Origin of the sequence: Marinomonas algarum (assembly GCF_020532605.1) — a bacterium.
GTDB classification, from domain to species: domain Bacteria; phylum Pseudomonadota; class Gammaproteobacteria; order Pseudomonadales; family Marinomonadaceae; genus Marinomonas; species Marinomonas algarum.
In genome coordinates this window covers 59,372-77,545 of record NZ_JAJATW010000013.1, presented here as the reverse complement: position 1 = coordinate 77,545, position 18,174 = coordinate 59,372, and the positions used below count along the sequence as shown (strand labels likewise).

The following is an 18,174-nucleotide window of genomic DNA, read 5'->3' as shown; positions in this document are numbered from 1 at the left end:
TGTGTGTGCGAATGTTTGTTTGTGTGTCGATTCGTTATTGTGTCATTCGTCGTTTAGTTAAGTGTTCAGAAAAAGAAAGTTATCTTCTTCCATGGCCAATAGGTTCTCTGCCCCTGACAACATTGCCTCAGCATGGGCACGTGTACGAGGTAACAAACGTTCATAGTAAAAAGTGGCGGTTTGCAGCTTGGCTGTGTAGAACCCCGCTTCTTCTGTTCCCTCGTCCAGTTTGGTTTGTGCAACAACCGCCATGCGTGCCCAGAAATAAGCCAATACAACGTACCCAGAAAACATGAGGTAATCGACGGAGGCCGCCCCTACTTCTTCTTTATTGCGCATTGCCTTCATACCGATTTTAAGCGTGATATCGCCCCATTCACTGTTTAATTTATCCAGTGCCGTCATGTAGGGCTTCAGGCGCTTGTTGCCTTTGTGTTCTTTGCAGAACTTATGTACGATTTTTGTAAAGCGACGTAGCGTGGCACCTTGCGTCATCAAAACTTTACGCCCTAATAAATCCAAAGCCTGAATGCCTGTTGTGCCTTCGTACAACATAGAAATACGACAATCACGAACGTTTTGCTCCATTCCCCACTCAGCAATAAAACCATGACCACCAAACACTTGTAGACCATGGTTAGCGGATTCAAAACCGGTTTCAGTTAAAAACGCTTTCGCAATGGGGGTCAGTAATGACATCAACTCATCGGCTTCTGCCTTCTCAGCATCGGTGCCTTTTTTCGTAGTATCCACCAGCATAGAGCAGTAATGAATCAGCGCACGCCCCCCTTCCGCAAACGCTTTTTGTGTCAGCAGCATACGACGTACATCTGGATGAACCATAATGGAATCAGCGGGTTTTTCTGGGGATTTCGCACCCGACAAGGCGCGCATTTGCAAACGATCTTTGGCGTAAGCCACTGAGTTTTGCAGCGCCCACTCAGCATGAGCAAGACCTTGCAATGCTGTGCCGATACGAGCGGTGTTCATAAAGGTGAACATGCAATTCAAGCCACGATTTGCTTCACCAATTAAAAAGCCTTTTGCGCCATCAAAGTTCATCACACAGGTGGCATTACCATGTATCCCCATTTTGTGCTCAATGGAACCGCAAGACACTTGGTTTCGATCGGCCATCTCGCCAGATGTATCGACATTGTGTTTTGGCACAATAAACAAAGAAATGCCCTTGGTACCCGCTGGGGCATCGGGTAAACGCGCCAATACAATATGGACAATATTCTCCGCCATATCATGCTCACCGGCAGAAATGAAAATTTTCGTGCCCGTGATCGCATAACTGCCGTCGTCTTGTGGCTCTGCTTTGGTTTTCAGCATACCCAAATCTGTACCACAATGGGGTTCAGTCAAACACATGGTTCCTGTCCACTCACCAGACACTAATTTTGTTAGGTAGGTGTGCTTTTGTTCCTCGGTTCCATGCAATTCAATGGTATTCATAGCTCCGTGGCTTAGCCCTGGATACATCCCCCAAGACCAGTTAGAGGTGGCAATCATTTCCGTTACCATCATGCCGAGCGAATCGGGCAACCCTTGCCCTCCCATCTCTTCAGGATGTGACAAAGACGGCCAACCGCCTTCGACGTATTGTTGGTAAGCTTCTTTGAAACCGTCTGGCGTGGTCACGACGCCGTCTTTGAATTGACAACCTTGTTGATCACCCACACGATTAATTGGCGACAGAACGCGCTCAGCAAATTTTGCCCCTTCTTCAAGAATGGCGGACACCATGTCTGGCGTCGCTTCTTCTGCACCCGCCAAGTTGGCATAATGCGTTGGAAAATCGAGAACTTCTTCGGTGACGAATTTAATATCACGGAGCGGTGCTTTGTATTCAGGCATGATTTAGACCTCTTATTGTTTTTATAATCTTTGTCTGGGATGGAACAATTTATGCCTGAAAGGTTCGTTCATTGGCCACTTTTGCTCAATAACAAAAGTGGCCAAAGTTAATGACAAAATACACCAAGCGATTTTAATGGCTGGGCTTATTTGACCATAACAATGTGTTTAACCGAGTGTATTGGTCGTTGGCGACCAATACAAATTAGAGAGAAGAGGAAACGAGAACGCGATTACAGAGAGATTGAACATCCGTTTCCCAAGCGGTGTCTATATCCCCAATCACCTCCATACGACTTGCCCCTTTGCAGTTTGCATGGGTTATCGTTGCTTTGCCTTGTGACATATTGACAAACATGGCGGGGATAGGGACCTCTGACGCTTCTTGGGTGCAGACCGATAACGCAAACATCCCTTTTAATCGATAAATGCCCGGTAGTGCCGCTAAAGCGTCGGAGAAAGCGAGAACATCCACCTCTTCAAACACATCATTTTGTGCCCATAACCAGCCTAACACCTTCATACCATCTTGCTGTTTTTGGTAATACCAGCCGCCATCATGTTGGCCGTCAGCGCTCTTTATATCAGTGCGATTAGCATTATCAACGTTAGGCTCAAACTGCCCTGTTTCTAATAATGAAACCGATTCATACCCCCTGTGATAGACGCTGGGAACTTGGTCCAAAGCGTGCTTCTTTGCGATGTGTTCGAACAGTGAGTGGTTACGCTTAGAGGAGGTAACGTCTGCCAAGCCTAAATCCAAACAATTGATGTTCAGACCCAAAGGATGGCGATTAAATACCGTCGGCGATTTGGTAACGGAAGGTTGTTTCAAACGGTCTTGCAATGCATCCAAATCTTTATCCGAATAACGCTCCATATGACTCAGCACAATCGCATCGGCTGAGTCAATTTGGTCATTATAAATGTCGTGACAAGCATAGCGCGGATCTGACAAGGTGGTTGCATCCAGTACACAAAATACGCCCGTCAAGAGCAACACATCTCGATACATTTCACTGCGTAGCTTTTGAATGATCTGCTTGGGGTGACCCAGCCCAGAGGGTTCAATAAAAATACGATCTGGATTATGTTGACGTATCAGTTGGTTTAGCCCTTTCTGAAACGCAGCCGACGTTGTGCAACAAACACACCCACCTGCAACCTCAGTAATCGCCACCTCTAGATCCGCGTAGAACACACTGTCTAAGCCAATATCACCAAACTCATTGACCAAAACCGCCCATCGTTCATTAGGGGGAGCTTGTTCTAACAGGTGACGAATGAGCGTTGTTTTGCCCGCGCCTAAAAACCCTGTCACCATGGTGACTTTGATTCCTTGATAGCGCATCGTAACCCCTTTGTGACAGTGAATGAATCATTGTTGCCTCTTTTATTAAACGCATTTAGGCAACCGATTTAAAAAGTATAAGCAAAGATAACACTGGTTGTCGCGTCTGTTTTCTTTTTATCGCTCAATACCTTGCTGTTATGTGTAATGCTGTACGCCGCCTTCATGCTTAAATCATCACGTAGTTTGACGCTGACTGACGTCTCTGACTTTGAGCGCGTATTTTTATTGGCTTGCAAAGCGGCTTCTGTACTGACCATTTGCTGAAACGTAGAGGTTGGGCTGATAACGTACTCGTATTGCAGTTCAACATGGGCGATAGCGGATTCTTCTTTGTCACCGTCGTCTGTTTCGCTAAAAGAATAACCAGGACCCACGCTGTAGTCTAGTGCGGACTCTTCATTCTCAAATGCCCGTCCTGAATAACCTACTGATACCGTATTCTGGTATTCATAGCCGCTGAAACGGTCTCCCGTGTAGGAGCCATAAACGTAGACAGAACTGTTATCGCCACTCAGTTTATAATCACTTTGAGCAGACAAAAAGACCTTCTGTGCCGTTGTGGTGGTTTCAGTAGCACCTTCATCGCGACCACGCTTGTATAGAGTATCAAGCTGATATTTGGTCTTCCATTCTTTAAAATCTTGCTGAACGGTCGCTTTACCCTTTAAAGCGGAGCTTTCTGTGTTACCTGTGATCGCAATGATGCCCAATTCTAATTCGGCACTAAGAGGCTCTAAAGGAGGGCGAGACTTTTCAGCCAACGCCAGTGGTGCTGCAAAAATAAGCGTGGTGGCCGCCATAGAGTGTAAAAATGTCATATTACTGTGTTCCTCTTTCGCCATAAGACTAAGAAGTTATTTTTGCATTGCTACTCAAAAATCACAGTCAAATTAGTGCTAACTATATGAATAATAATGAATAAAAAGTTCAAGATAGCTGACAATTAACTCGTCTCACCAACACCTAAGACGGGGTCTTAGGGCGTACTTTCACGTTGTTGTTTATATCCTTACTTTGGCAAATTAACGCATCGCCGGCATTGGCTCGATCCGACTTTGCCAGTCGATCATACAAAAGCACATTCACAGTCGCGGCTAAATTCATACAACCCACCGTCGGCACAAACACGACATGGTCGGCGCGATCTACCACTGCTTGATTGATGGTGCCATCTTCCGGTCCAAAAAGGTAAAGCGCCTTCGCGGGGTGCTGAAACGCAGGTAATGGCGTTGCGCCTTGAATCAAGTCAACACATACGATCTGAGTCTGAGCGTCCACACCCTCCAGCAGAGCCATGGCGTCGTTGCTGTTCATGCTTAACAGAGGAATAGTCTGACTCATTTTTTTCGTATCCGTCGACATTTTCACCGCTCTGTCATAACGCTGCCCTGTGTACAACACTTGATCTACTTGGTAACAACCCGCCGCCCGCATCACTGCCCCAACATTCGTGATACTTTTAGGATTAATGAGCCCTATAGAAACGGTCGTATTTGGCATGATATGTTTTCTCAATCGAATCAAAAATAATGGCCATATTATAGCACTACTGGGCCACTCACCGATCAACAGAACACGCAACCGGTTAAGTTAAGGGTTTTTCGTAATTTCTCTCCCATAATGATGACATTTTTTTTATACTTGCCGGCGAATTCGTTAGCTGACCAAATAATCAGCTTTCTCTTTTAATCTCGATGTTGACGCCGTGTTGTTCTTTCCCCTCAAGAGCAATGCGATACCGCCCTCATCGTTGCATCAGTCAATAAGGCACTCCTATGCTCGAACGTTATTTCCAACTTAGCGCACACAATACGACCGTGCGAAACGAAATCGTGGGTGGTATCACCACCTTTTTAACCATGGCGTACATCATTTTTGTTAACCCCTCCATCTTAGCCCAAGCAGGTATGGATGAAGGCGCGGTGTTTGTCGCAACCTGCCTTGCGGCCGCCATTGGTTGTTTGATCATGGGGCTGTATGCCAATTACCCTATTGCACTCGCGCCTGGAATGGGGTTAAACGCCTTTTTTACCTATGGTGTCGTTTTAGGCATGGGGTATTCTTGGGAGCAAGCACTGGGTGCTGTTTTTCTTTCAGGTATTTTATTTGTTTTTATCAGTATCTTTAAGATTCGAGAGTGGGTGATCAACGCCATTCCCTCCTCGCTGAAACTCGGTATCGCTGCGGGTATCGGCTTATTTTTAGCGATGATTGCCTTACAAAATTCCGGCATCATTGTTAAGAACCCAGCCACCATGGTGTCTTTGGGTGACTTGTCGTCTCCTTCTGCTATTTACGGTCTGTTGGGCTTTTTTGTTATTTGTGCGTTGGCGTATTTGAACATCACCGGCTCAGTGATGGTCGGTATTCTGTTTGTTACCGTATTGTCGATGCTTTTTGGCCACAACAGCTTTAACGGGCTAGTGTCTATGCCGCCTTCTGTAGCGCCTACTTTTATGGCAATGGACATTGAAGGAGCGTTTCAAATCAGCATGTTAAGCGTGGTGTTTGCCTTTTTCTTTGTGGATCTATTCGATACGTCTGGCACCTTGATTGGTGTTGGCCAACGGGGTGGATTATTGGACAAAGACGGCAAACTGCCCCGCCTTAAAAAAGCGCTTTTAGCCGACTCTGGAGCAACCTTAGTCGGTGCGGCGGTGGGTACATCGTCTACCACCAGCTACATTGAAAGTGCATCCGGTGTGGCAGCAGGTGGCCGTACTGGGTTAACCGCGGTTGTCGTTGCCTTATTGTTCTTATTGAGCTTATTCTTCGCGCCATTGGCAGGGTCCATCCCCGCTTACGCAACAGCGGGTGCGCTGATGTATGTCGCCGTATTGATGACCAGCAGTTTGGCTCATGTGGATTGGGATGATATCAGTGAAGCCGCGCCTGTTTTAATCGCTGCCTTTACCATGCCATTAACCTACTCCATTGCGGACGGTATCGCGTTGTCTTTTATCAGTTATGCGGTGATCAAACTACTGTCTGGGCAAGGTAAAAACGTCAATATCGCTGTGTATTTATTAGCGGCGCTTTTTATCGCAAAATTCTTTATTTTCGTCTGATTTTAAAAAACTCCCCCTCTATTGAAAGCAGAAACAAGCATCGCCTTGTTTCTGCTTTTTATTGCGCCCTTCTCACTGTTTTTTGCTTCGCAAAACATCCGCCTTACTATATGATTCGCCCTCTTTTTTTCACTGCATAAGCGATTCAAGCATGTCTGACAATGCGCTCTACACAGATCTATCTGGCTACTACGACTTGATGTGTGCCGATATCAATTATCCCGCGCAAAGCCACAGTGCCCATCGCTTCCATCAACTCTTTGGTAACCAGGGCAAACGCCACCTAGATCTAGCGTGTGGCACGGGGCCACATATTGAATACCTTCAACAAGAAGGCTACCTGTGCAGTGGTTTAGACATTAATCTACCGATGTTGTCGCTGGCAAAGTTGCGTTGTCCAAACAGTGAGTTTTCACTGGGGAACATGTGTGATTTTAGCGTAGACGACCCTTTTGATCTGATCACCTGCTTTTTATACTCTATTCATTACAGCGGTGACACTGCACAGTTACAGAGTTGCCTGAACAGTGTTCACCAAGCACTGAATACCGGTGGCGTGTTTTGTTTTAACAGCGTTGATAAAGACCATATTGATAACCAACTCGCGGCCAAGCACAGTGTCAAACAGGGTCAAGACTTGTTTTCGTTTGGTTCTTCTTGGCATTACTCTGGCGAAGGGGACAAACAGACCTTAAAACTGAGCATCGAAAAGACACATAACAATGTGACTGAACGATGGGTTGATGAACACAACATGGTTGCAACAAGCTTTGTCACTTTACAAGGCTTACTCGCCCCCCTGTTTGATGTACACCTCTTTGAACATGAGCACGATAAAATACAGCCCTGGGGCGGACAAACAGGAAACGCGATCTTTGTTTGTGTTAAAAAATAAGATGGGGGTTGGAAAATAACAGCGCCTGACCTTAAGCCATGGCTCGGTATTTTAAAATTAACTGAACAATCTCATGGTCACTGACGGAAGAAGACAGTGATTCATTGATCGAACGACGTTGAGGTAAGCGAATATTGAACCTACTTTTAAGCAAGCTCACCACCTGCTTATCTGAATTGGGGTCAAAGGTTTGGTTGGCAAAAATACAAATACGCTGCAACAAAAACTCTTTTGTTGAATGAATCATGGTGTTCCTATGAAGTAATAACAGGGTAACAATTTACTCATCGTTATAAAATAAAAATTGAGTAACGATGAGTCTTAATATGAGCCGAAAAGACCGCCTTGTCTACCCTTGCTTTTCGATGTAAACAATAAATTACACACTTAAAGGCAAGATTACTGTCACCTGCAACCCGCCGAGAGAACTTGACGAGGCTTCAATGGAGCCTTGGTGCTGCTGAATCGCATTTTCAGCAATGGCGAGCCCCAAACCGGTGCCACCACTGTGACGATCACGCGCCGTTGAAACGCGATAAAAGGGGCGAAAAATAGACGCTAACTCCTCTTCAGGCACACCCTGACCGTCATCTTCGATTTTTAGTATCACCTCACCCGATTGGATCATTGCCGTGATATTCACCTGATGCGCACTGTAATGAATGGCATTGCGTACGATATTTTCAATGGCGCTAACCAACAAGACGGGCTGACAAAGTATCGAGCCGCTGGGCATCACATTGACCGACAGCACTTTCCCGCACTGCTCGGCCTCGAAACGACTGTCTGACAACATGGTGTCAAACAAGTGAGACAGCGCTTTTGTCTCTCTCTTAATCTGACTATCGAGTTGCGTTCTTGACAGCTCTAGCAACTTACCAATCATCTGTTCAAGACGCTGTGCTTCGGTATCAATCCGAGTTAAATCGCTGCTTTCACCCAGTCTACGCCATGCCAATGCCTGAGCCATACGCAAACGCGTCAAAGGAGAGCGTAATTCGTGGGAAATATCAGATAAAAGGCGTTGTTGCCGATACATCATCAAATTGACGGCTTCAACCATTTGATTAAAACTTTTGCCGGCTTGGCGAAACTCAGACGTGCCTTTCTCTAATTCTGGGTCTGGTTCAAACACCCCTTGCGCTACTCGTTGAGCGGCTTTTTCCAGGCGTCGTGCGGGCTGGCTGAGTGCCCATGACAACCACAGCAATAAGGGTGTACTGACCAACATTACCGCCAACATCAAACGAAAAGGATGATCAAATAACTGCAACAAAAACAGCGGAGGCTCGTTCCATCTGGTGCCGAAGTAAATGAAATAATCTTTTCCTGCCAGTGTGATGGGCAAAGGACCGGCAAGCAACATCTTGCCATACAATTTTTGTTGCGGCGCTTTTGGGTTATCCATGATGGACACAAAGTTACGCAATGAACGGTAACTCATGTCAGGCCGACGCGGCGGCGTAACCATGTTGCCGTCTGGATCGGTGATAAAAAGTCGCTGCTTACCCTTTTCTGAACCAGGATACACATTGTTTTCAATGCGTGCGAATATGGTTTGAACATTCAGAATATGGGAAAAATGCTCTTGTACGAGGTCACGCACTTCCACCATCCGCTCATAACGGGGTGCCTCAATATCACGCGTTTTACGTGGATCAAAATGTGGCAATGTCAGCATAGCCAACACGACCAGAAACATGGTGAACCAAAAAATAGCAAAGATGCGCCCATATAAACTGGTGATTTTCGGCATTATTTTAGGCAGAGCCATCACTCTCCCTCCACCAACAAATAACCACGGCCTCGTAGCGTCTTAATTCTCGGCTTACCACTCGGCCAATCCGGTAATTTTTTTCGCAAATTTGACACGTGCATATCAACCGCACGATCAAAAGCCGCTAAGCGTTTCCCCAGTACATCCAAACTCAGCCCTTCTTTTGTCAGCACAATGCCCGGGTGCAACACAAAATGATGCAATAGAGCAAACTCTGTGCTGGTTAAATCCAACGCTTCGCCATTACAGTAAGCCTCGACACGTCCAGGGTACAAGGTAATATCGCGATAATTAACACAATCGCTCTGGGTACTGTTTTTTGTGGTTTGTGTGCGCCGCAAAATAGCACGGATACGAGCCAATAATTCTCGTTCACTGAAGGGTTTAGGCAAATAATCGTCTGCCCCTAACTCCAAACCCACCACGCGGTCTATTTCATCGCCCTTCGCCGTCAACATTAATACAGGGACCTGCCACTTCTGACGTAACTGTTTTAAGGTATCAAAACCGTTCAACTTAGGCATCATCACGTCCAACAAGACCAAATCAATGGCATCACTCATCGCTTCTAACCCAGCGATACCGTCGTAAGCCGTTGAAACGGTACAGCTTTCAAACGACAACACTTCTTTTAATAAATCACTTAATTCAATGTCATCGTCGATAATTAAAATATGAGGCATCGGCTATCTATCCTATTTTTACATACTGATTTTAGCGTCACGTTCGCCACCAGAAAAACAGCATTTTACGATTAAACTGCCTCTACTGACGGCTCTTTACGATACTTTACTTTACCAAGACATCGATTTACCCAGTAGCTTGTATTCTACTTCCATGCCTTCAACACACGACGTTGATTTTAACTTTTCTATTTTACTTTATTCACCAAACCGAAAAGGAAACTCTGATGAAAATGACCAAAAAACTGATTCTTGCCTCTGTTGTTCTTCCCCTTGTTATCAGTGCAAACAGTGCTTTAGCCGGTGGAAAAGACCGCGATCATGAGTGCCGTCCAGGTCTTGACCGTGGCATCATGCACGAATTACAACTCACTGATGCACAAAAACAAGAATTTAAAGCACTGCGTAAAGCCGACCGTGCAGAACAAAAAGAACACCGCAATCGGAAACCTGAGCAACGCGATGAGATGCGTGAAAACCGTATGGCTGCAATGAACGACTTATTGCTGGCGGAAAAATTTGACCCAGCAAAAGCCACAGAAATGGCACGAAGAATGGCAGATAAACACATTGAACGCCAAGTGGAAATGCTGAGTAAACAACACAAAGCACTAAGTATATTGACGCCAGAGCAAAAAGCACAATACATTGAACTACAACAAGAACGCATGGAAGACTGCGGTGATCAAAGACCTCATCGTGAAGGCAAAGGTCGTAAATAATACATCGACCTCAATGATAAACGAGGCGATATAGTCTCGTCTTTATGCACCGTTTCAAAAGAGACATCCTCCAAAAAGGTGACGAATAAGTCACCTTTTTAGTGTCTTTTCCAAATTCTTGCCACGGCTCTATCGCTGCCTAGCAACCCTACAATTTCGCATACCACCCCTGTTATACCAAACAAAGCAATGGGAACAATGCCTGCCATTTCACCGGTCATCATGGTAACAGCAAGAGAAATTGCAGCAATTAAGAAACACAACAACCCCAACACGATCAGTATCAGGCGGTGCGAAGGCTTGTAATCGTAATCCCCTTGGTGCGATTCAAATAGACCTAAAATCGGTGCACATAATTTTTGTAAACGTTCTTTCACGGAAAGTCTCCTTGTCTTACTTTGCGTTACTTCACTTATCATAAAAAAACGGGCTAATACCTGCGCATTAACCCGTTCTAGAAGACTGACTATTCCCTTGGAATACAAACAGCGATCGGCTGATTAACAGACTTTTGTTAACCAATTATGGGTATCCGCTGTTTTGCCCCACTGAATATCATTTAATGTTTGACGCAGCTTTTGCGCGATAGGCCCTGGCTCACCAGATCCAACTTGATACTCTTTGTCTTCATGAATAAAAGTGCCTACGGATGTCAATACAGCCGCTGTGCCAGACAACACCGCTTCCACCTCAGGTTTCGCGGCGCGTTCTAACAGTTCAGCCACGGTTAAATCTCGTTCTGTCACTGTCATGCCCAAATCAGCCGCAATGGTTAAAATAGAAGAACGAGTGACACCATGTAGGAAGCTGGTATCCAACCCTTTAGTGATGATTTCATTGCCATCAATTAATAGGAAATTAGCGGCGCCTGTCTCTTGAACATCACCATTTGGGCAAAACAATATTTGATCTGCTTGCACTTCTGCTTTGGCTTTCGTGATCGGCCCCAACGCGCTGGCGTAATTACCGCCGCTTTTAATCATGCCCATGTGTGGCGCACAGCGCATGCCGGTTTCGTCTAACAGCAAACGCAACGCTTTAGCACCACCCGTAAAGTAATCACCAACGGGAGACAATAAAATATACAACATGGAAGTCAAAGAAGGGGCCGCCGCTTTGCCTACTGCGGCTTCTGTCCCAATATGAGTAGGACGAATATACATAGACCCAGGTGGCTCAGGCACATCACTGGCGTATTCAGCCATGATGTCTAAAATCATCGTGGAAACTTGTTCTTCATCAATGGCAGGCAAAGACAGTAAACGACTACTTTGAGCAAGACGCTTAATGTTTTGATCCATTCGAAACACGTGCACACTGCCGTCAGCATGACGAAACGCTTTCAACCCCTCAAAACAAGTGCTTGAGTAATGTAAAACGTGGGCACCAGGATGCAGCTGAATGCTGTCTGATGAGACAATATTTGTCTCTGTCCACTGAGTATTTTCGAATGTTGTTAATGCCATTTTAGGCATGAACACGCTACCAAAAGCCGCCATTATCGTTTCCTATGTTGTTAAGTGAGTACGAAAAAGCCAACCTACAAGACTGACTTCATCAGGGCTACGCCTACTATTGACCACCCAATTTTTAAGATAGTAAAACGGAATGCTGTGCGAAGGAAGTAAATCCTCTAACCAAAATCATACAGGCATACTATTTTCGGTATTTTGATAGAAACGAGGTTTACTAAAGGTTTAACAGGATAAGAGCAGGCTAGGTGTTTGCAGCAATAACAATTTTATCGCCACCATTGTTTTTTGCCTTGTACATGGCTTCATCTGCAGCCTGAATTAACGCCAGTGGCTGTTGACCATCTTGAGGATAGCGTGCAATGCCGATGCTGGATGCCACTTTTAAATGTATGCCATCTACAACAAAGTCTTTGCTAAATTGCGCTCGGATTTTCTCAGCTACCATGGTGATGCTGTCAACTTGGCTGGCGCCATTTAATATGACTAAAAACTCATCACCGCCCAAACGCCCCACTGTGTCTGTTTTGCGCACGCATTCTGCTAATCGTTTGGCAATTTTTTGCAGGAATTTATCACCTATAGTGTGCCCATGATGATCGTTCACCTCTTTAAAGCCATCAATATCAATGAACATCACCGACAAGTCTGTACGCTTTATATCGGCAAGTGTTATGGACGTTCCTAGACGATCCAGCAATAAGGTACGATTTGGTAACTTAGTCAGGTCATCATGTTGAGCGGCATGGGCCAACAACGTTTCCATTTTTTTACGTTCAGTAATATCGTGGGCGACCGCAATAATGACTTGATGTTCTTCTGACCATCTCGCCGACCACAATACATTGATCACACGACCATTTTTGTGAACCCAACGGTTTTCACACTCAGGTATAATCTTTTTTACGATGATTTCACTTGCTTTTTTAAGTGTCGATGCTCTGTCTTCTTGGTAAACCATATCAATCATTGGCTTACCAATTACTTCTTGTGGCGCATAGCCAAACATTTGTTCAAATGCCGCACTGACAAACACGAACTCTCCGGAAAGATCTAACACACAGACAGGGTTAAGCATTAACTCCATCACATCAGCTAAATTGGTTGACAGTTTTTTGTCCATAAAAACATTTCCAGATAAGTAAATTTCGTGCCGCTTCGTTTAAAAAATACACTACAAGACCAGCACTAAATAAGCATTATGTTAACACAGGGAATCAAACGTCTATTGCTAGGAACCGGTAAAGGTTCCCTTTTAGAACAGAAAAAAGCAAACATTGACCATTAGGTTAACTTTGATACTTGACAATTTTAGCACTTTTCTACGAGGGTGACCGACTATTTTAAAAAAAAGATCACTTTCCCGCCTGTTTCCATTTAAACGGGATTTTTCCTTTCAAATAAGAAAAGTAGTATAAATCTTTAATTCTCACCGGAAATACGGCTACCTACTGCAGAGGTTTGATCTTTGTACTTCGCATCAGCACGCTTGTTATAAGGACGGTCAGCAGCACCTGACATGGTTTCAAAGTTAATCGCCCCTATGGTCATACCTGGACTTAAAGCGATTGGCAGCTTACCACCATTCAAAAATTCCAACACAATACCACCGCTCCAACCGGGATCAATTCGATGTGCTGTTACGTGCACCATTAAACCAAGTCGCGCCAAAGAAGAGCGTCCATCAAGCCAACCAACCAAATAGTCTGGTACGGTAACCGATTCTTTTGTCACCCCTAATACCAATTCACCAGGATGAATAAAAAATGGCTGGCCGTCGTCTACTAAAATTTCTTCGCTCATCACCGACTCAATCACTTTACTCAAATCGGCTTTTGAGCTGCTTAAATCGAGGTAGGGCGCTGGGTGACCTTGAAATACTCGAAACGAATTACCAAGCCGTAAATCCACAGACACACCACTAATAACGCTGTTATCAGGACGTGGCTCAATGACAATGTCACCTTCATCAAGGGCTTTAATAATATCTCGGTCACACAAACGCATGGTTTTTCCTTAGTCGTCACTCATACCTATGGTCGGCATGGTGAATGAATGGCTATTAAGTGGATCTTGCTGAGCGGCAAGAGTAGCACCAAGCTTACGAGCAATCGACCCATAAATAGAGGCAACATCGCTCTCAGGTGAATTTTCTACTATCGGTGTCCCGACATCACTTTGTTCTCGGATAGATAAGCTCAGAGGCAACTTACCCAGCACATTAACATCGTATTCTTTAGCAAGACTTGCCCCGCCTGCATCGCCAAAAATCGCCTCATGATGACCACAGTTTGAGCAAATGTGCGTGGACATATTTTCCACTACACCCAATACAGGAATCTTAACCTTATGAAACATTTCAATACCACGACGAGCATCTAATAGCGCAATGTCTTGCGGTGTTGTTACTATGATGGAACCCGCCACAGGAACTTTTTGCGCTAACGTTAATTGAATATCGCCCGTACCGGGTGGCATATCAATAAACAGATAATCCAGTTCATTCCAGTCTGTTTGTGTCAGTATTTGCATCATAGCGCCTGTCACCATAGGGCCACGCCACACGACTGGCGTATCCTTAGTGGTCAAAAAGGCCATCGACATCACTTGCACACCGTACGCCATAGGTGGGATAAAAAATTTATCATCACGCACTTTAGGTCGCGTACCCTCTTTAAAGCCCAGCAGCATGCCTTGACTTGGACCGTAAATGTCGGCGTCCAAAATACCGACTCGCGCGCCTTCTTTGGCCATGGCCAGTGCTAAGTTAACCGTTGTGGTCGATTTACCCACCCCGCCTTTTCCTGACGCAATGGCGATGATGTTTTTCACCCCCTTCAGACCGGCGATATTACCTTGTGTTGGCTGTGCTTTAATCTCTGCTTCAATATCAAGAATCAACTCACGTCCATCGTGTTTAATCGCTTTGATTTTCGTTTCCAACGCCGCCTGTTCAGACTGTGCTGGATAACCTAATGTCAACTTGACATGAACACGTTCACTGTCACTCAAAACCTGCCAAACATTGCCATAAGCTTGCCCTTGGTTATCGTCGATCATGGCTTCAAGTTGTGTCTGTAATTGCGCGTCAGATAACGGTGTGTTGGTTTGATGGTCGTGGGAGTGCATGGAAAGATCCTCATACGGCCTGACATAAGGCCATTAACATACTGAATTATATCTTCTAGTGTGGGGGCAAATGATGGAAAAGCAAGCCAACCCCTTGCACACAGAAAGCTGGTTCTTATAATGACGCCTTCTTTGAAACGATAACGGTACTCTCGTTCAAGCAGGCTATCCATTAGGCAAGTTATCTGTTCGTCATTCGCGCCTAATTCTTGATAGAATATTCGATCTTTTTTAATCCAGCAGGCTTATCAAAAATGGCACAATCGCAACGCAAAATTTTAGTCACCAGCGCCCTACCTTATGCTAATGGCTCCATCCATTTAGGGCATATGCTGGAACACATCCAAACCGACATCTGGGTGCGTTTTCAAAAAATGCGCGGCCATCTTTGTACCGCTGTCTGTGCAGACGATGCACATGGCACCGCGATTATGATCAAAGCCGATCAGCAGGGCATAACCTCAGAAGCACTCATTGATGGCGTTCGTCAAGAACACATGACGGACTTCAACGATTTCCTGATTGGTTATGACAACTACTATTCAACGCATTCTGAAGAAAATCGCTATTTCTCCAATCGTATTTACACTGCCCTGCGTGACAATGGCAAAATCGCTGTACGCTCTATTGTGCAAGCTTATGACCCTGAAAAAGATATGTTTTTGGCAGACCGGTTCATTAAGGGAACCTGCCCAAAATGCAAAGCAGAAGATCAATACGGTGATAACTGCGAGGTCTGTTCTGCGACTTACACGCCAATGGAGATGATCAATCCTCGCTCTGTTTACTCCGGTGCGACGCCAATCGAAAAAGAGTCTGAACATTACTTTTTCAAACTGCCTGATTTCCAAGAGTTCCTAGCAAAATGGACACGCAGTGGAACGTTGCAAGACCAAGTCGCCAATAAACTGTCTGAATGGTTAGAGTCTGGTCTCAAAGAATGGGACATCAGTCGTGATGCGCCTTATTTTGGTTTTGAGATTCCTGATGCACCCGGTAAATACTTCTACGTGTGGCTAGATGCCCCTATTGGTTACATGGCAAGTTTTAAAAACTTGTGCGATCGTACCGAAGGATTAGAATTCGATGACTACTGGGCAAAAGATTCCAGCGCCGAGTTGTATCACTTTATCGGTAAAGACATTATCAACTTCCATGCCTTATTCTGGCCAGCAATGCTGGATTGTGCCGGCTACCGCACACCGACAAAAGTCAATGCCCATGGTTACGTCACGGTCAATGGCACCAAGATGTCTAAGTCGCGTGGCACCTTCGTGAAAGCCCGCACTTACTTAAACCATCTTGATCCACAATATTTACGCTACTACTTTGCGGCCAAATTAAATGCCAGCGTCGACGACATTGACCTAAACCTACAAGATTTTCAGCAACGTGTTAACTCGGATGTGGTCGGCAAAGTCGTCAATATTGCCAGCCGAACCGCGAGTTTTATCGGTAAAAAGTTTGACGGCCAATTAGCCAGTCATGTCAGCGAAGCAGAAATCATTCAATCTTTTGTCGACGCTGGGGATATGATCGCCGAGCACTTTGAAAGTCGCGAATATGGTAAAGCGATTCGTGAAATTATGCGTCTTGCCGACGTTGCTAACGAATACATCGCGGTGCAAGCCCCTTGGGTGTTAGCAAAAGACGAAGTGACCTTGCCGAAAGTGCAAGAGGTCTGCACTGTCGCCTTGAATCTATTCAGTATTTTGGCGACTTATCTAAAGCCGGTTATGCCGAAAATGGTAGAAGATGCCGAAGCCTTTTTGGGTAAAGAGCTAACATGGAATAACCGCAGTGAGTTGTTATTTGGCCGTACCGTCAATAAGTTTAAGCCTTTGATGGCACGTATCGAACAAACTCAAATCGACGCCATGATCGAAGAAGGTAAGCAAGAAGCGGAAGCGGAAGCCGCAGCAAAAGAAGCCGCGCAACCCAAGACGGTTGAAACAGAACTGGATAAAGAACCACTTGCAGCCGAAGTCACTTTTGATGATTTTGCCAAGGTTGATTTGCGCATCGCACTCATTGCCAAAGCGGAACACGTAGAAAAAGCCAACAAACTGCTTAAATTGACGTTAGACATTGGTGGCGAAACACGCACTGTTTTCTCAGGTATTAAATCCGCTTATAAGCCAGAAGATCTTGAAGGCAAGTACACGGTAATGGTTGCGAATTTGGCGCCACGCAAAATGAAGTTTGGCTTATCAGAAGGCATGGTATTGGCAGCAGGACCGGGCGGTGAAGACATTTATTTGTTAGAGCCGCACAGCGGAGCGAAACCGGGTCAACGCGTCATGTAATACGAGGCTAAAATAGTGTTTAGCAAAAAAAGACGCTGATCTAGAACCATCGAAAACACGTAACTAAACCGAGCTCATCTTGATAAATGAGAAAAAATCTCAACAAGATGGGCGTTGTTTTGAGCAAGCTAAAAAAGCGTGACGGATATAAGCGTAACGCTTTTTACATATTCCAAATAAAACTAAAAACCTCAGTTATTTAGTTTTATTTGGAATAAGAAGATAGGTATAGTGACCTCATCGTCGAATGACAGTCGACAAACCACTAAAAATGCATTCACGACTCATACATTAACCGCATACTTTGGACTTGAGATGACTGAATATCTCCTGATACTGGTCAGTACTATTTTGGTCAACAACTTTGTACTGGTACAGTTTTTAGGGCTTTGCCCCTTTATGGGTGTTTCTGGAAAACTGGAAACTTCCATTGGTATGGCAATGGCGACCACCTTTGTTTTAACGTTATCCAGCCTTTGCAGTTACTTAACCTATACCTATATTCTGCAACCCTTTGGTTTGGAATATTTGCAGACCATTTCTTTTATTCTCGTGATTGCCGTCGTTGTGCAATTTACAGAAATGGTTGTTCATAAAACCAGCCCTCTACTCTATCGAGTACTCGGCATTTTCTTACCTTTAATCACAACAAATTGTGCGGTACTGGGTGTGGCTTTACAGAACATCAGTAAACAAAACGGCTTTGTTGAATCGATCCTCTATGGATTTGGTGCCGCGGTCGGTTTTTCTTTTGTCCTCATTCTTTTCTCTGCCATGCGTGAACGCATTAACGTAGCGGATGTGCCCGTTGTGTTTCGTGGTTCCGCCATCGGTATGATCACTGCTGGGCTGATGGCCCTTGCTTTCATGGGCTTTACTGCCCTTGTACAGATTTAGGAGCCAAT

17 protein-coding genes are annotated in these 18,174 nt (G+C 45.0%); 5 read left to right on the top strand and 12 right to left on the bottom strand.

The window, feature by feature from the left end; translation table 11 throughout:
* Positions 1–57: 57 nt before the first annotated feature.
* The 4 genes from LG368_RS09945 to LG368_RS09930 form a co-directional block, all read right to left on the bottom strand.
* The gene (locus LG368_RS09945; RefSeq protein ID WP_226754576.1) at positions 58–1,863 is read right to left on the bottom strand and encodes an acyl-CoA dehydrogenase C-terminal domain-containing protein; all 1,806 of its coding nucleotides are present in this window, start codon (positions 1,861–1,863) and stop codon (positions 58–60) included.
* A 205-nt stretch (positions 1,864–2,068) separates the two neighbouring features.
* Positions 2,069–3,214: a CobW family GTP-binding protein gene (locus LG368_RS09940; protein ID WP_226754575.1), complete on the bottom strand. Its 1,146-nt coding sequence runs from the start codon at positions 3,212–3,214 to the stop codon at positions 2,069–2,071.
* A 68-nt stretch (positions 3,215–3,282) separates the two neighbouring features.
* Positions 3,283–4,035, bottom strand: a complete 753-nt coding sequence (locus LG368_RS09935; protein WP_226754574.1) for a DUF481 domain-containing protein — start codon at positions 4,033–4,035, stop codon at positions 3,283–3,285.
* A gap of 145 nt (positions 4,036–4,180) precedes the next feature.
* Positions 4,181–4,717, bottom strand: coding sequence for an RNA methyltransferase (locus LG368_RS09930; protein ID WP_226754573.1), 537 nt, complete (start codon positions 4,715–4,717; stop codon positions 4,181–4,183).
* A gap of 275 nt (positions 4,718–4,992) precedes the next feature.
* Here LG368_RS09930 and LG368_RS09925 point away from each other — a divergent pair, with 275 nt between their 5' ends.
* Positions 4,993–6,285 (top strand): NCS2 family permease, encoded by a 1,293-nt coding sequence (locus tag LG368_RS09925; protein ID WP_226754572.1) that lies wholly within the window; start codon positions 4,993–4,995, stop codon positions 6,283–6,285.
* 151 nt (positions 6,286–6,436) lie between these two features.
* Positions 6,437–7,180, top strand: a complete 744-nt coding sequence (locus tag LG368_RS09920) for a class I SAM-dependent DNA methyltransferase (protein ID WP_226754571.1) — start codon at positions 6,437–6,439, stop codon at positions 7,178–7,180.
* 31 nt (positions 7,181–7,211) lie between these two features.
* Here LG368_RS09920 and LG368_RS09915 read toward each other — a convergent pair whose 3' ends face one another.
* The 3 genes from LG368_RS09915 to LG368_RS09905 form a co-directional block, all read right to left on the bottom strand.
* Positions 7,212–7,427, bottom strand: a complete 216-nt coding sequence (locus LG368_RS09915) for a hypothetical protein (RefSeq protein ID WP_226754570.1) — start codon at positions 7,425–7,427, stop codon at positions 7,212–7,214.
* A 132-nt stretch (positions 7,428–7,559) separates the two neighbouring features.
* Positions 7,560–8,954, bottom strand: a complete 1,395-nt coding sequence (gene cpxA / locus LG368_RS09910; protein WP_226754569.1) for an envelope stress sensor histidine kinase CpxA — start codon at positions 8,952–8,954, stop codon at positions 7,560–7,562.
* Positions 8,954–9,640 (bottom strand): response regulator, encoded by a 687-nt coding sequence (locus LG368_RS09905; RefSeq protein WP_226754568.1) that lies wholly within the window; start codon positions 9,638–9,640, stop codon positions 8,954–8,956. Before LG368_RS09905 ends, cpxA begins: the two co-directional genes overlap by 1 nt.
* A gap of 227 nt (positions 9,641–9,867) precedes the next feature.
* Here LG368_RS09905 and LG368_RS09900 point away from each other — a divergent pair, with 227 nt between their 5' ends.
* Positions 9,868–10,362 carry a CpxP family protein gene (locus LG368_RS09900; protein WP_226754567.1) on the top strand — a complete coding sequence of 165 codons (495 nt, stop codon included), beginning with the start codon at positions 9,868–9,870 and terminating at the stop codon, positions 10,360–10,362.
* A 98-nt stretch (positions 10,363–10,460) separates the two neighbouring features.
* On the opposite strand, the gene LG368_RS09895 is transcribed toward LG368_RS09900, so the two are convergent.
* The 5 genes from LG368_RS09895 to apbC form a co-directional block, all read right to left on the bottom strand.
* The gene (locus LG368_RS09895; protein WP_226754566.1) at positions 10,461–10,739 is read right to left on the bottom strand and encodes a hypothetical protein; all 279 of its coding nucleotides are present in this window, start codon (positions 10,737–10,739) and stop codon (positions 10,461–10,463) included.
* 123 nt (positions 10,740–10,862) lie between these two features.
* Positions 10,863–11,861, bottom strand: coding sequence for a branched-chain amino acid aminotransferase (locus LG368_RS09890; RefSeq protein ID WP_226754565.1), 999 nt, complete (start codon positions 11,859–11,861; stop codon positions 10,863–10,865).
* A 217-nt stretch (positions 11,862–12,078) separates the two neighbouring features.
* A complete protein-coding gene (locus tag LG368_RS09885) occupies positions 12,079–12,957 on the bottom strand; it encodes a sensor domain-containing diguanylate cyclase (RefSeq protein WP_226754564.1) in 879 nt (292 codons plus the stop codon).
* Positions 12,958–13,256: 299 nt separating this feature from the next.
* On the bottom strand, positions 13,257–13,841 hold the full coding sequence (gene dcd / locus LG368_RS09880) for a dCTP deaminase (RefSeq protein ID WP_226754563.1): 585 nt from the start codon (positions 13,839–13,841) through the stop codon (positions 13,257–13,259).
* Positions 13,842–13,850: 9 nt separating this feature from the next.
* Positions 13,851–14,963 carry an iron-sulfur cluster carrier protein ApbC gene (apbC, locus tag LG368_RS09875; RefSeq protein WP_226754562.1) on the bottom strand — a complete coding sequence of 371 codons (1,113 nt, stop codon included), beginning with the start codon at positions 14,961–14,963 and terminating at the stop codon, positions 13,851–13,853.
* Between the two features lie 254 nt (positions 14,964–15,217).
* On the opposite strand from apbC, the gene metG reads away from it, so the two are divergent.
* Together metG and rsxA are read left to right on the top strand one after the other, a co-directional pair.
* Complete coding sequence (gene metG / locus LG368_RS09870; protein ID WP_226754561.1) at positions 15,218–17,269, top strand: methionine--tRNA ligase; 2,052 nt, start codon at positions 15,218–15,220, stop codon at positions 17,267–17,269.
* A gap of 315 nt (positions 17,270–17,584) precedes the next feature.
* A complete protein-coding gene (rsxA, locus tag LG368_RS09865; RefSeq protein ID WP_226754560.1) occupies positions 17,585–18,166 on the top strand; it encodes an electron transport complex subunit RsxA in 582 nt (193 codons plus the stop codon).
* Positions 18,167–18,174 lie beyond the last annotated feature (8 nt).

What these genes read in the sequence shown, in the direction of transcription:
- LG368_RS09945 (WP_226754576.1), bottom strand. Translation starts at nt 1,863, where the DNA reads ATGCCTGAATACAAAGCACCGCTCCGTGATATTAAATTCGTCACCGAA.
- LG368_RS09940 (WP_226754575.1), bottom strand. Translation starts at nt 3,214, where the DNA reads ATGCGCTATCAAGGAATCAAAGTCACCATGGTGACAGGGTTTTTAGGC.
- LG368_RS09935 (WP_226754574.1), bottom strand. Translation starts at nt 4,035, where the DNA reads ATGACATTTTTACACTCTATGGCGGCCACCACGCTTATTTTTGCAGCA.
- LG368_RS09930 (WP_226754573.1), bottom strand. Translation starts at nt 4,717, where the DNA reads ATGCCAAATACGACCGTTTCTATAGGGCTCATTAATCCTAAAAGTATC.
- LG368_RS09925 (WP_226754572.1), top strand. Translation starts at nt 4,993, where the DNA reads ATGCTCGAACGTTATTTCCAACTTAGCGCACACAATACGACCGTGCGA.
- LG368_RS09920 (WP_226754571.1), top strand. Translation starts at nt 6,437, where the DNA reads ATGTCTGACAATGCGCTCTACACAGATCTATCTGGCTACTACGACTTG.
- LG368_RS09915 (WP_226754570.1), bottom strand. Translation starts at nt 7,427, where the DNA reads ATGATTCATTCAACAAAAGAGTTTTTGTTGCAGCGTATTTGTATTTTT.
- cpxA (WP_226754569.1), bottom strand. Translation starts at nt 8,954, where the DNA reads ATGGCTCTGCCTAAAATAATGCCGAAAATCACCAGTTTATATGGGCGC.
- LG368_RS09905 (WP_226754568.1), bottom strand. Translation starts at nt 9,640, where the DNA reads ATGCCTCATATTTTAATTATCGACGATGACATTGAATTAAGTGATTTA.
- LG368_RS09900 (WP_226754567.1), top strand. Translation starts at nt 9,868, where the DNA reads ATGAAAATGACCAAAAAACTGATTCTTGCCTCTGTTGTTCTTCCCCTT.
- LG368_RS09890 (WP_226754565.1), bottom strand. Translation starts at nt 11,861, where the DNA reads ATGGCGGCTTTTGGTAGCGTGTTCATGCCTAAAATGGCATTAACAACA.
- LG368_RS09885 (WP_226754564.1), bottom strand. Translation starts at nt 12,957, where the DNA reads ATGGACAAAAAACTGTCAACCAATTTAGCTGATGTGATGGAGTTAATG.
- dcd (WP_226754563.1), bottom strand. Translation starts at nt 13,841, where the DNA reads ATGCGTTTGTGTGACCGAGATATTATTAAAGCCCTTGATGAAGGTGAC.
- apbC (WP_226754562.1), bottom strand. Translation starts at nt 14,963, where the DNA reads ATGCACTCCCACGACCATCAAACCAACACACCGTTATCTGACGCGCAA.
- metG (WP_226754561.1), top strand. Translation starts at nt 15,218, where the DNA reads ATGGCACAATCGCAACGCAAAATTTTAGTCACCAGCGCCCTACCTTAT.
- rsxA (WP_226754560.1), top strand. Translation starts at nt 17,585, where the DNA reads ATGACTGAATATCTCCTGATACTGGTCAGTACTATTTTGGTCAACAAC.